This is a genomic window from Archangium sp., from assembly GCF_057119385.1.
In genome coordinates this window covers 24,781-37,798 of the sequence record NZ_DBNGVP010000197.1, presented here as the reverse complement: position 1 = coordinate 37,798, position 13,018 = coordinate 24,781, and the positions used below count along the sequence as shown (strand labels likewise).

Here is a 13,018-nt window from a genome sequence, read left to right as displayed (position 1 = left end):
CGCAGGAGGTAGACCCCGGCCATGTGGAACCGGTTCACAAGGGCAATGCGCAGCTTCTTCGGCTTCTTCGTCTCCTCCATCGAGGACCCGGAGCTCATTCTCGAGCAGAACATCCGTGACCTGAACGATCAGGTCCCGAAGATGAACGAGTCCATCGCCATGGTGCGGGCGAACCTGACGCTCCTGGAGAAGGAGAACGCCAAGTACAAGAACGACATCCGCGACCTGACGGCGAAGGTGAAGGCGGCCATCCAGGCGGGGCGCGATGACCTGGCGGCGCAGTACGCCACCAAGCTGCAGACGGAGAAGGCGGCGCTGGAGCGCAACGAGCAGCAGCTCGAGACGGCCAAGGTGGCGTACGAGAAGTCGCTGAACCTGAAGAAGGCCTTCATGCGCGAGAAGGACCGCAAGACGCAGGAGGCGATGAACGCCATCCGCGACGCGCGGCGTGCGCAGTGGCAGTCCAAGGTGGCCGACGCCATGGAGTCCTTCCAGGTGGCCGGCATCGACGCCACGCACGACGAGATGGTGCGCAAGGTCAACGAGAAGGCCGCCGTCAACGAGGCGCGCATGCAGATGGCGCTCGAGTCGGTGGACCACCAGGCCGTGCAGATCGAGGAGGACGCCGAGCGTCTGCAGGCGATGGACCTCGTGAAGCAGATGAAGATGGAGATGGGTCTCCAGAGCCCCGCGCCGGTGTCCGAGGTGGGTGGTGGCACGGAGAAGACCATCGGCAAGAAGGTGGAGATCAAGTAGTCCCGTGGGACGGAGGAGGCCGAGCTGATGGCGTTGCGACGCGGACCCGGCCTCTATCCGTTCCTGGCGTTGTGTGTCCTGGGGGCGCTGTACCTGCTGGCCTCGCGGCTGGGGTACCTGGACCGCCTCCAGGCGCGGTTCTTCCCGGCGGCCAAGGAGGCGGTGCGCCTGTCGCCGGGAGACTTCCCCGCGGGAGTGGCGGCACCGGTGGCGGACCTGGCCTCGGTGCCCTTGAGGCCCACGCTCATCGGCTTCACCGCGAGAGGCTCGGCGGCGGCGCTGCTGCTGGCCACCGGTGGGGCCTCGACGCTGGACAACCCCGAGGTACCGGCGGGCGCGGCGCAGGGCCTGTTGAAGACGGCCTACGCCATGGACGCGCGGGCCGTCGTCTTCGCCACGGACGAGGAGCTGCGGCAGGCGCTGGCGGTGGGCGCGGAGCACGGCGGGGTGGACATGGCGGCCATCTCGGTGGACCGGCTGGCGGCGTGGCTGCCGTCGCTGCGGGACGCGGCGCCGCGCACGGTGATGTTGCTGGGGCGCAGCCGCGGGCAGGAGGCGCTGGCGGCGGTGGGCGTGCCGGACCTGGCCTCGCTGAGGGGCAAGCGGCTGGGGGTGTATGCCTCGGGCTCCTCGTACTACTTCGCGCTGTGGGTGCTGTCGCGCGCGGGCCTGCGCATGGCGGACGTGCGGTGGGTGGACCTGCCCTCCACGCTGGACGCGGGCCGGGCCCTGCGCGAGGGCCGGGCGGACGCGGTGGCGGGGCTGTGGGGCGACGTGGAGCTGGCGGCGAGGGACCGGGGCGGCGCGGTGCTGGCCACCACGGCGGACGCGCCGCACCTGGTGGCCACGGTGCTGGTGGCCCGGGGGGATTACGCCGCGCGCTACCCGGACGCGGTCCGCCGCGTCATCCGCGGGCTGCTGGACGCGGGGGCCAGTGTTCAGAAGGACCCGGGGCCCGGGGCGCGGCTGTTGGGCGAGGTGGCCCCCTACCTGGGAGACCCCACCGAGGCCATCCGCAGCGCCCCTCCGGCGACGTTGGCGGACAATCGGGCCTTCTTCGGGCTTTCCGGCGAGGCGCCCGTCACCTATGACGAGCTCTTCCAGAGCGCCTCGGCGCTCTACCGGAAGATCAGGCGCACGGCGGCGGCCCCGCCAGCCGAGGACACTCGCGACCTCGGCGCGCTGAAATACGTGTCGGAGGCGCGAGGGCCCTGAGCCCTCTGTCCGCGAGGCGCCTTGCTGGCGAGGACTTCCGTGGCCCGCACTCCCAACTTCTTCAAGGCTGCCCTCCTGTTGCCCGCCAACCTGGTCGGGCTGTTGACCGCGGGGGCCTCGGCGGCGATGACCGGGGATCCGACTCCAGCGCTGGTGGCGCTCGGGGTGGAGGCGGTCTACCTGGGCGTGGTGCCCTTCACGAAGCGCTTCCAGCGGGCGGTGCGCGCGAGCAACCCGGAGGCGCAGGCGGACGATGCCGCGCGGCAGCAGGTGGACGCGTTGCTGTCGGATCTGGCCGCCTCGCAGCGCGAGCACTACCAGGTGCTGGTGGGGCTGAAGGAGAAGATCCTCGCCAACTACGCGAAGCTGCCCGGCGGGCGGGTGCTGGCGGCCAGCAGCGAGCAGCGGTTGGACGCGCTGCTCACCTCGTTCCTGCGGCTGATCTCCACGCTGAACCAGTACCGCACGTACCTGAACTCCTCGGAGCGGCAGGCGCTGGAGAAGGACGTGCGCGCGCTGGAGTCGGAGCTGGGGCAGGAGACGAACCCGCGGCTGAAGGACGTGAAGGAGAAGCGGCTGGAGATCCTCCGCAAGCGGCTGGCGCGCTTCGAGCAGGCGGGGGAGAGCCGCGAGATGGTGAGCCACCAGCTGGCGAGCATCGAGGACCTGATGCGGCTGACGCACGAGCAGTCCATCGCCATCCGGGACCCCGAGAGCGTGAACCGGCAGCTCGAGGCGCTCAGCGCGGAGGCGCAGGCGACGGACGATACGGTGCGCGACATGGAGCGCTTCCTCGACTTCACCGAGGAGACCTCGGGTCCGCTGCCGCACGGGACTCGGGTGCGGTAGCGGAGGTCCGCGGTCGTCCCCTCTCCCTCAGTACACGGTGCTCTGCCAGGGGAAGAGGTACGTGAGCGGGATGTTGAGCCGGGCCGCCCAGGCGGACTCGGTGTGTCCCGCGCCCTGGGCCACGTAATAGTACAGGTCGTTGCCCTGCACGTACCCGTCCGCCACCAGTGCGTCCCGCATCCGCGTCGTCTCGGTGAGTCCGTCGCTGCTCGTCCCCGCGTCGATGTAGAACTTCACCGCCACCTTCGTGGTCGAGGCCTCCACCTGCTGCGTCAGCGCCTGGTTGTTCCACCAGAAGGAGCTCGACATCGCCGCCAGCTTCCCGAAGACGGCCGGGTTGCGCCGCCCGACGTAGAACGACACCAGCCCGCCCAAGGACGAGCCGATCAACGCCGTGTTCGTCTTCGTCGCCAGCGTCCGGTAGTTCTGGTCGATGAACGGCTTCACCGTGTCGAGGATGAAGCGCTCGTGCTTGTCCGCGCCTCCGCCGCCGTACTGGGGATCGCAGCAGGGGGTGTACTCGTAGATGCGGTTGTTCCCGCCGTGGTCGATGCCCACGATGATGACCTCGTCCATCGAGCCGTTGCCGATGAGCGAGTTGGCCGTCTCGTCCATGCGCCACTCGACGCCGTAGGTGGCCCGGGCGGCATCGAAGAGGTTCTGCCCGTCGTGCGCGTACAGCACCGGGTAGCGCTTGAGCGGGTTCTCCGAGTAGCTCGGGGGCAGGTAGAGGGTGAGTGTCCGCGAGTTGCCGAACTGCGGCGAGTAGAAGTTGGAGACGGACTGCAGCCGGCCCGAGGCGGGGCCGAAGAACGGGTAGATGTCCACCGTGGCGCCGGCCTTGATGCGGTAGTTGGCGCCGGTGGACCAGGTGGCGTCGTTGATGAGGGGCTTCACCTCCACGTCACCCACGGTGTTGGCCCAGGACAGCGTCCAGATGTTGCCCGGGGTCCACGTGGCATTCGTGCCGGTGGTCCACGACAGGGGCGCCTTGCTGCCCCGGATGCTGATGCGGTTGCCGTAGCCAACGTCGTAGAAGACCCGGACGGTGGTGGCCTCGGCCGCCGTGCTCATGGCCAGCAGCAACATCGCGGCCAGCAGGCCGGTTCTGCGGGTGAAGGAATCGGACATGGGGGTGCTCGCCTTCTCGTGGGGATTGCCGCCTCTGGACTCGCCGGTCCGCGGGTTGATCACCCACTCTCCCAGTGCGCTTCCAGGTAGGGCAAGGTCCCCCCCCCAGACGGCCGTGCCAAAGCTTCCGCAGGAAGAATTTGACTCCGGGCCCGGGGCCGTCTGCACTCCCGTTCCTATGCTCCGCCGCGCCTCGCCCTGGCTCCTGCTCGTCCTGCTCGTGTTCGCCGGCTGTTCCCGTTGCGGCGACAAGCAGGGCACCCAGGGAGTGAAGACGAACAACCCCGCCCGCTTCCTCCCCCGTGGCGCCCAGGCCGCCCTCGTCGTCCCCGACCTTGGCACCTTCGGCGAGCGGCTCGCCCGCTTCCAGAACCTCAAGCTGGCCAACTTCGTCGCCCAGCTCCAGAACGCCGCGTCCGCCGAGGCCTACGTCTCCGCCATCATGCGTCAGGTGGGCGTGGACCTGCGCAGCCGCCAGGCCATGGAGGCCGCCGGCCTCGCTCCGGGCCGGGGCGCGGGTGCGGCCCTGCTCGGTGGCGACCAGGCCTTCACCGTGCTCGGCGTGAAGGACGAGAAGACCCTCCGGGACACCTTCTCCAAGCTCGCCCGGGACCGGCTCGGTGCCTCGGAGACCGCCGAGCAGAAGGTGGCCGGCGGCACGCTCGTCACCTTCACCCGGCCCGGCGCGCAGCAGCCCGCGCTGGGGCTCCTCTTCACCGGCGACTACGCCCTGCTGGGCGCGGGCGCCATGGTGTCCCAGCTCTCCGGCTACGCCACGCTGCCCGTGGAGAAGTCGCTCGTCGAGGAGCCGCTCCTCAATGCGTCTCTCAAGAGGCTGCCCGCCGAGCGCGACTTCTACGCCTTCCTCCCCGGTGGCACGGGCTTCCTCGTCCCGGCCGGCACCACCCAGGCCGTGACCCTGGCGGGCTCGCTCGGCGAGCGCGCGGTGACGCTGCGCATGGACACGCCGTGGCCGGACACGCAGGCCTCGCTCGCCGCGCTCGTGCCGCAGCAGGCCACGGACCTGACCGGCTACCTCCCGGAGGACAGCTTCCTCGTGGCCCGTTACCGGGGAGACCCCGCGCAGCTCGGCGGCGTCTGGCCCTACCTCGTCGGCCCCTATGTCACCCGCGCGGTGCAGGAGAGCGGCTTCGACCTGAAGGGCGAGGTGCTGGACAAGCTGAAGCCCGGCCTCGTCGCGGGCGTGTCCCTGGCGCCCACCGCGCAGTTCGCGGCGGGCGTGCCGTCGTTGGACCTGCGGCGCACCAACCCCTTCCGCTTCGTGCACCTGGTGGTGGTGGGGGAGGGGAAGGACCCGGCGGCCCTCGCCTCCACGCTGGAGAAGGTGCCGCCCATCGCCCAGCGCTTCGGCGCCGAGGTGAAGCCCTCGGACGTCGGCGGCCAGCGCGTCTACCTCACCTCGTACCGGCAGGGCGAGGGCGCGCACTTCGCCTCGGTGGGCGACAAGGTGGTGCTCGCCGCGCCGCAGTCGCGCCTCGAGGCGGCGCTCACGAAGCTCAAGGGCCCCCCGGGCACCAGCCCCCTGGCCGAGGACCTGCGCCCGGCGCTCCAGGGTCCGGTGCTGGGGGCGGTGTTGGACCTGCGGCGCCTCGCCGATGCGGTGAAGGCGCTTCCCTCCGAGGCCTGGGGCATTGGCGGCTTCGCCATCAAGGCGACCACGGTGCGCTGGTTGGACGCCACGGATGACCTCCGCGCGGTCACGCTGGGCCTCTCCGAGAAGGAGAAGGCCCTGCAGGCCGAGCTCACCCTCTGGTTGGCACCCCATTGATACGCGCACGCGACATCGTCAAACAGTACCGGGACGGAGATGGCACCGAGGTGCGCGTCCTGGATGGGCTCTCGCTCGACGTGGCGGACGGTGACTTCGTCGCCGTGGTGGGCCCGTCCGGCAGTGGCAAGTCCACGCTGCTGCACCTGCTGGGCGGCCTGGACGTGCACTACCAGGGCGACGTGGAGGTGGCCGGTGTCAAGCTGTCCGGCCTGAAGGACAAGGAGCTCGCGCGCTTCCGCAACCAGCACGTGGGCTTCGTCTTCCAGTCCTTCCACCTCATCCCCAACCTGTCCGCGGTGGAGAACGTGCTGATGCCCTCGCACTTCGGCCCCGCCTCCCCCGAGGCCCGCAAGCGCGCCGAGGCCCTGCTCGACCGGGTGGGGCTGCTGGCCAAGAAGGACCGCGCCCCGGTGCGGCTCTCCGGCGGCGAGCGGCAGCGCGTGGCCATCGCCCGGGCCCTCTTCACCGGCCCCCGGCTGCTCCTGTGTGACGAGCCCACCGGCAACCTCGATGCCGCCACGGGCGCGGGCGTCATCACGCTTTTCCAGGAGCTGAACCGCGAGGGCATCACCCTGCTCGCCGTCACCCACGAGGACCGCATGAGCACGGCGGCCCGGCGGGTGCTGCGCCTCAAGGAGGGCCGGCTCGTCGAGGAGTCCCGGCCCGCGCTGGCGGGAGGTGTGTCATGAGGCTGGCGGCGCTGTCCCAACTGGTGCGGTTGAGCCTCGCGCGCGAGCGGCGGGGCGCGTTCTTCTCCGCCTTCGGCGTGGCCATGGGCGTGGGGGCGCTCGTCTTCTTCGTGGGCCTGGGCCTGGGCGTGGGCCGCGTCATCCGCGAGCGCATCTTCCCCAACGACGCGCGGCTGGTGGACGTGGTGCCTCCCGCGGTGTCGCTCGGCTCGTTCCTCGGGGGTGGCAAGCTGGACGCCACCATGGTGGAGCGGCTCCAGGCGCTGCCCGGCGTGGAGAAGCTCTACCGGAAGATGAGCGTGCGCGCCCCCGCGGCGAGCCTCTACAACGGTGACTTCTTCGGCCGGAAGATGCGCATGGGCATGGACGTCCTCGCGGTGGGCGTGGAGCCCGGCCTCGTCGAGGGCGACGTGCAGCTCGGCAAGTTCGTGGACCCGGGGCCGGGCCAGCCGCTGCCGGGCCTCATCTCCACGCGGCTGTTGGAGATCTACAACAACACCTTCGCCCCGGCCCGCAAGCTGCCCACGCTCACCCCGAGCCTGCTCGTGGGCTTCACCCTGCCGGTGGACTTCAACCGCTCCTACGTGACCGCGCCGCTGCCCGACGTCGCCGTCATCTCGGCCCAGGTGCAGGTGGTGGGCGCGTCGGACCGGGCGCTGCTCGCGGGCGTCACCATCCCCCTGGACGCCGCCATCCGCCTCAACCGCGAGATGGGCCAGGACGCGGAGACGTACTCCGGCATCACCCTGGTGGCCACCAGCCCCGGCGCGGTGCCCGGCATCATGGCGGCGGTGCGGGAGATGGGCCTGGAGATCGACGACCAGGAGCGGCGGCTCGCCGAGAACGTGGGCGCCGCCGTCACGCTCACCACGTCCGCGCTGGCGCTGCTGTCCATCCTCATCTGCGTGCTCGCGGCGGTGAACATCGCCCATGCGTTGAGCGCCTCGGTGCGCGCGCGGGCCAAGGAGATCGGCGTCATGCAGGCGGTGGGCGCCTCGCGCTCGGACGTGCGCAACATCGTCCTGGCCGAGGCCGGGGTGGTGGGCGTGGCCGGTGGTTTCCTGGGCACCGTCGTCGCGCTCCTGCTGGCGCTGCTCATCGACCGGCTCGCCGTCTCCTACCTGCCGCGGTTCCCCTTCAAGCCCGAGAGCTTCTTCTCCTTCCCCTGGTACGTGGTGGTGGGGGGGGTGGGGCTCGGGTTGCTGGCCGCGGTGGCCGGCGCCTGGTTCCCCAGCCACAGGGCCGCGGCCACGGACCCCGCACGCACGCTCGCCGGATGACGCGGCCCTCCCTCAAGACGCTCCTCGGCAACGCCGCCTCCGGGGGCGCCCTCGCGTGGCTCTACGGGAGCGACCTGCTGGCTGCCTCGCGGGCCCGGAGCGCCGAGGTGTCCGCCTTCCTGGAGCTGCCCCCGCTGGTGTGGCCCGCCGGGGTGCTCGCCGCCACCGTGGGCGTGGTGGGCGTCGTCCTCTGGGGGCTGGTGCGCGGCAGGAGCGAGGACTTCAAGGGCTACCGGCTGCTGCCCATCCTCCTGCTGTGCGCCCTCTTCGTGGACCTGGTGCGGGCCGAGAACCGGGTGCCGCTGCGCTCCGAGGAAATCTCTCTCCTGGTGCTCGGCCAGTTCGAGGAGAAGGCCGAGGCGCTGTCCGATGGGCGCACCGTCCCGTCGGACCCGGCGGTGCTCCAGCCGCTGCTGGCGGACCTCGAGCCACCTCCGTACCTCGTCCGGGGACAGCGCGCGGCGGCCTGGTCGCTCCAGGTGCGTCCGGGGTGCGAGGGGCCCGTCCGGGAGGCGCCGGGCCTCGCGGTGGGGACGCTCATCTACTGCGTGGCCCCGGACCGGAAGACGGCCTGGGTCTCCCTGGTCGCCCTGCCAGCGGGCGAGCGCTTCGGGCTCCCCGCGGTGCTGTCCGTGGACGGCCAGCCGCACGTGGCGATCGTGCAACCCACACCGCCGGAGGAGGACGCAGGAGAGCCGCTCGCTCTCCCGCTGGCTCCTTCTTCCGAGGAGGAACCCACTGTGTCCCCCGAGACAATGGATGCCGGGGCCTTGGCCCCGGCCCCCACTCCCTGAGGTTGACCTGGGACGTTCTGCGGGTGGGGGACGGCGCGCGGTTGACCCTATGGAGGCGCGGTCGATAGGCTCGGCTCTCAAACACCGAGCCACGCACCCACGTGACGACCACTCAACCGAAGCGGCAGCCCATCCCGTTTGGGAAATATCTCCTCCTGGACCGCATCAACATCGGCGGCATGGCGGAGGTGTGGCGCGGAAAGATGTTCGGCGCGGGAGGTTTCGAGCGCCTCGTCGCCATCAAGCGCATCCTCCCGAACATCGCCGAGGACGATGAATTCATCTCGATGTTCATCGACGAGGCGAAGATCAGCGTCCAGCTGAACCACGCCAACATCGCGCAGATCTACGAGCTGGGGCAGATCACCAACAGCTACTTCATCGCGATGGAGTACATCCCTGGCCGGGACATGCGGGCCATCTTCGACCGCTGCCGGAAGAAGGGCGAGCCCGCGCCGGTGCCGCTGGTGGCCTACGTGGTCTCCAAGATGTGCGAGGGCCTGGACTACGCCCACCGCAAGAAGACCAACCAGGGCCAGGACCTCAACATCGTCCACCGCGACATCTCGCCGCAGAACATCCTCATTTCCTTCGAGGGCGAGGTCAAGGTCATCGACTTCGGCATCGCGAAGGCGGCGGGCAAGGCCACCAAGACGCAGGCCGGCATCCTCAAGGGCAAGTTCGGCTACATGAGCCCGGAGCAGATCCGCGGCCTGCCGCTGGACCGGCGCAGCGACATCTTCGCCATCGGCGTGTGCCTCTACGAGATGCTCACCGGTGAGCGGCTCTTCGTGGGTGACAGCGACTTCAGCGTGCTGGAGAAGGTGCGCAAGGCCGAGGTGGCCCCGCCCTCCACGTACAACCGGCGCATCCCCGAGGCGCTGGAGAAGATCGTCCTCAAGGCGCTCGCGCGCGACGTGGACGAGCGCTACCAGTACGCCAACGAGCTGGGGGACGATCTGCAGCGCTTCCTGCTGACGTCGGACTCCATCTTCGGGCGCAAGGACCTCATGCAGTACATGAAGTCCACCTTCGCCGAGGACGTGGAGCGCGAGAAGCAGCGGCTGCAGGAGTACGCGGACATCAAGCCCCCGGAGGGGATGCTGGCCGCCATCGAGATGGGCTTCGGCGGAACTCCCTCGGCGCCGCAGGTGCAGGTGCCGGCCAGCGCGCCGGTGCCGAGCCAGCCGCCCGTGTCGCCGCCGATGCCCGCCAACCCCTCGCAGGGGGGCGTGCGCCGGGCCCCCACGCTGGGCGCCATGCCCAAGCTGACGGCGCCCGCGCCCACGGCGCCCCCGGTGCCGGACGAGGAGGAGTCCGGCGCGACCATGGTGGTCAGCAGCCCCGATTACCTCGCGGAGCCCACCACGCAGCCGGGCCTCGTGGGCCCCGGGCGCACGGTGACGCCGGTGGAGGTGCCGCGCCCGCCCGTCATCGACGAGCAGCCCGCCCAGCGCATGGCGGCCATGCGGCCGCCAGGCCTGGCGGCCCCGCCCCGGCCGTCCATTCCGACGCTCGCGCCCGCCCCGCCGTCCGCGGAGAGCACCACCGTGGCCCGTCAGGGCCGCAACACGATGGATGGGCTGCGCGCCGTGCGGCCGGAGCCTCCCGTGTCCGAGCCGTCCATCGTGCCGAGGGCCTCGCTGGCGGCCACGCCGGCGGTGGCGGCTCCCCGGTCCCCCGTGGCGCCGCCTCCTCCCCTCCTGGAGGAGCCCGATTCCCAGGACGCCATGGAGCTCACGCCGGCCACTCCGCTGCGAGCGGCCGCCGCTGCCCAGCGCTCCGTTCCGGCCGCGGCTCCCACGGCTCCGGCGCTGACTGCCGTGGCCGCTCCCGCGCAAGCTCCGGCGAAGGCGGGACGCAACCTCATGCCGCTCATCGCGGGGCTCGCCGTCCTGCTGCTCGTGCTGGCGGGAGTGGCGGGCTTCCTCATGTCCCGGCCGCCGCCCATGGGCTACGTGCTCGTGAACGTGCCTCCCGAGGTGAAGGGGCCGATCCGGGTGAGCTTCGGTGGCCAGGAGCTGGACACGTCCAAGCTGCCCGTGCTGCAGGAGGTGAAGGCCGGCCCCGCCCTGGTGATGGTGACCGCCGAGGGCTACCACCCCTACACGCAGCAGGTGGTGATCGCCGAGGGCATGACGCCCACGCAGGTGACCGCGAAGCTCGAGTGCCAGGTGCAGGTGGCGCGCGTGATGATCGTCACCCAGCCGCCGGACGCGGAGCTGAAGGTGGACGGCAAGGTGGTGCGCGAGAAGGGCAGCAGCTCCACGTACTTCGGCGAGCTGACCGCGGGCACCGAGGTGCTGGTGGAGGCCAGTGCCCCGGGCTACCTGCCCAAGCAGCAGCGCGTCACCCCGGAGGCGGGCGACAAGCCCACGGACGTGCAGTTCAAGCTCGAGGCGGATGGCTTCGAGGTGGACGTGGCGTCCACGCCGTCGGGAGCGGCCATCGTCGCGGGTGGCAAGGAACTCGGCACGACGCCCAAGCGGGTGCGGCTGGCCAACGGCGTGAAGCAGGTGAGCCTCAAGCTGCGTTGCCACGACGACGTGGACGTGGACGTGGCTCCTGGCGCGGGCGAGGTGAAGAAGCGGCTGAAGAAGCAGCGCGGCTGCAAGTAGCGAGGTAAAGAGAGGCGCCCGCCCGGAGAGGGGCGGGCGTGCGCGCCCCGTCCGGGGCGGGAGGGGTGTGTCGGTGTCCAAGTCACGCAAGGCCGAGGCGGCGGATCCACTCTCGGGGCTGCCCGGTTGGGCCCAGAAGCTGGCCCAGAAGTACTACACGAAGACCGTCAGCACCTTCCTGCTCTACGGAGCGGTGAGGGACCTTCAGCCCACCACCCAGGAGGATGGCAGCCGGAGCTTCGGCACCCTGCGCACCTTCCTGTCCGAGGAGCTCTTCGGCGGGCGCGACCACGTCATCTTCTATGACCGCTCGTCGGGCATCCGCTCCGCGTCCGCGGAGACGCAGAAGGACTTCCAGCGGACCATGGCGGGCTACGACGCGCTCTACGGCACGGACTACGCCAAGAGCCTGCCGAGGGACCCGGCGCGGGCGCTCCAGATCCTGGAGAACTTCCTGCGGATGCGCCTGAGCGAGGGCAAGTCGCTGGCGCTCATCATCGACTTCGCCGAGACGCTGGTGCCGGGCGGGGAGATGAGCCACCTGTCGGCGGAGGACCGGTTCGTCCTGGCCACGCTGGAGAAGTGGGCGCACGACCCGCAGTTCCTCGGCGGAGACGCGTCGGTGGTGCTGCTGGCGGAGAACCTGGCGGACGTGTCCCAGCGCCTGTCGCGCAACCCGTACGTGGCGGCCATCGAGCTGCCCCTGCCCACCGAGGAGGAGCGGCTGGAGTACGTGCGCTACAAGCTGGAGGGCAAGAAGCTGGCGGCGGTGTCGGACGTGCCGCTGGCGGGCCTGGCGAAGATGACGGCCGGCCTCTCCCGCATCAACCTGGACCGCGTGCTCACCGAGGCCCTCGAGCGCGACGTGCGCATCACCACGGATCTGCTCAAGGAGAAGAAGAAGGAGCTCATCCAGGCCGAGTGCCACGGTCTGCTCGAGTTCATCGAGCCGGTGCACACGCTGGACGCGGTGGCGGGCCACGGCAAGGCCAAGGACATGCTGCGCCACGCGGCCAACGCCCTGAAGAAGGGGCGCATCGAGGTGATGCCCATGGGCTACCTCGTCAGCGGCCCGGTGGGTACCGGCAAGACGTTCATGGTGTCCTGCTTCGCCGGGGAGATTGGCATCCCGGTGGTGAAGTTCCTCAACTTCCGCAGCCAGTGGCAGGGCGTCACCGAGTCCAACCTGGAGAAGATCTTCAACCTGCTCAAGGCCCTGTGGCCCGTGGCGGTGATGGTGGACGAGGCGGACACCTTCCTGGGCAACCGTGACTCGGGCGGGGACTCGGGGACGAGCAGCCGCATCTTCGGCTCCATCGCCTCGTTCATGGGCAACACGGTGTACCGCGGGAAGATCGTCTGGTTCCTGCTGACGGCGCGGCCGGACCTGCTGCCCATCGACCTGAAGCGGCAGGGCCGCGCCGAGGAGCACCTGGCGCTCTTCTATCCGGAGACGGAAGCGGAGCGGGAGGAGCTCTTCAAGGTGATGCAGAAGAAGACGGGCCTGAAGCTGGAGGTGACGTCCATTTCGGAGCTGATTCCCACGGGGACGCGGCAGCTGAGCGGCGCGGACATGGAGGCGGTGCTGGTGCGCACGCGCTTCCGGGCGCTGGCGCAGGGGCGCGAGCAGGCGACGGTGGAGGACCTCAAGGCCGTCTTCGAGGACTTCGTGCCGCCGAGCTACCCGCTGGAGATCGAGCTGCAGAACCTGGTGGCGGTGCAGGAGTGCACCAGCCGCGAGCTGCTGCCCGAGAGCTTCCGCCGGTTGGACCGGGACCACGTCACCCGGCGCATCCGCGAGCTGAAGATGCTGCTCGAGGAGGGGTGAGCAGGGCCGGGAGGCGAGGGGCGCTCGGCCGGACTCCTGGCGAGCGCCCCACCTGCCGGGCAGGCG

10 protein-coding genes are annotated in these 13,018 nt (G+C 70.6%); 9 read left to right on the top strand and 1 reads right to left on the bottom strand.

Going from position 1 to position 13,018, the window contains the following annotated elements; translation table 11 throughout:
• Positions 1-21: 21 nt before the first annotated feature.
• The 3 genes from AC16DP_RS45800 to AC16DP_RS45790 are packed head-to-tail and all read left to right on the top strand — an operon-like array spanning position 22 to position 2,820.
• Complete coding sequence (locus AC16DP_RS45800) at positions 22-756, top strand: PspA/IM30 family protein (RefSeq protein ID WP_329729274.1); 735 nt, start codon at positions 22-24, stop codon at positions 754-756.
• 27 nt (positions 757-783) lie between these two features.
• Positions 784-1,971, top strand: coding sequence for an ABC transporter substrate-binding protein (locus AC16DP_RS45795; RefSeq protein WP_329729273.1), 1,188 nt, complete (start codon positions 784-786; stop codon positions 1,969-1,971).
• A 39-nt stretch (positions 1,972-2,010) separates the two neighbouring features.
• The gene (locus AC16DP_RS45790; protein WP_329729272.1) at positions 2,011-2,820 is read left to right on the top strand and encodes a hypothetical protein; all 810 of its coding nucleotides are present in this window, start codon (positions 2,011-2,013) and stop codon (positions 2,818-2,820) included.
• A 27-nt stretch (positions 2,821-2,847) separates the two neighbouring features.
• On the opposite strand, the gene AC16DP_RS45785 is transcribed toward AC16DP_RS45790, so the two are convergent.
• Positions 2,848-3,951: an alpha/beta hydrolase gene (locus AC16DP_RS45785; protein WP_329729271.1), complete on the bottom strand. Its 1,104-nt coding sequence runs from the start codon at positions 3,949-3,951 to the stop codon at positions 2,848-2,850.
• 178 nt (positions 3,952-4,129) lie between these two features.
• Between AC16DP_RS45785 and AC16DP_RS45780 the strand changes: the two genes are divergently transcribed.
• From AC16DP_RS45780 to AC16DP_RS45755, 6 genes are all read left to right on the top strand, one after another.
• Positions 4,130-5,740 carry a hypothetical protein gene (locus AC16DP_RS45780; RefSeq protein ID WP_329729270.1) on the top strand — a complete coding sequence of 537 codons (1,611 nt, stop codon included), beginning with the start codon at positions 4,130-4,132 and terminating at the stop codon, positions 5,738-5,740.
• Positions 5,737-6,432 carry an ABC transporter ATP-binding protein gene (locus AC16DP_RS45775; RefSeq protein ID WP_329729269.1) on the top strand — a complete coding sequence of 232 codons (696 nt, stop codon included), beginning with the start codon at positions 5,737-5,739 and terminating at the stop codon, positions 6,430-6,432. The genes AC16DP_RS45780 and AC16DP_RS45775 overlap by 4 nt, the downstream gene beginning before the upstream one ends.
• Entirely contained in the window at positions 6,429-7,712 is a 1,284-nt protein-coding gene (locus tag AC16DP_RS45770; RefSeq protein ID WP_329729268.1) for an ABC transporter permease, read from the top strand. Before AC16DP_RS45775 ends, AC16DP_RS45770 begins: the two co-directional genes overlap by 4 nt.
• Positions 7,709-8,506: a hypothetical protein gene (locus AC16DP_RS45765; RefSeq protein ID WP_329729267.1), complete on the top strand. Its 798-nt coding sequence runs from the start codon at positions 7,709-7,711 to the stop codon at positions 8,504-8,506. Before AC16DP_RS45770 ends, AC16DP_RS45765 begins: the two co-directional genes overlap by 4 nt.
• 101 nt (positions 8,507-8,607) lie before the next feature.
• Positions 8,608-11,124, top strand: a complete 2,517-nt coding sequence (locus AC16DP_RS45760) for a serine/threonine protein kinase (protein ID WP_329729266.1) — start codon at positions 8,608-8,610, stop codon at positions 11,122-11,124.
• Between the two features lie 73 nt (positions 11,125-11,197).
• On the top strand, positions 11,198-12,952 hold the full coding sequence (locus AC16DP_RS45755; RefSeq protein WP_329729265.1) for an ATP-binding protein: 1,755 nt from the start codon (positions 11,198-11,200) through the stop codon (positions 12,950-12,952).
• Positions 12,953-13,018 lie beyond the last annotated feature (66 nt).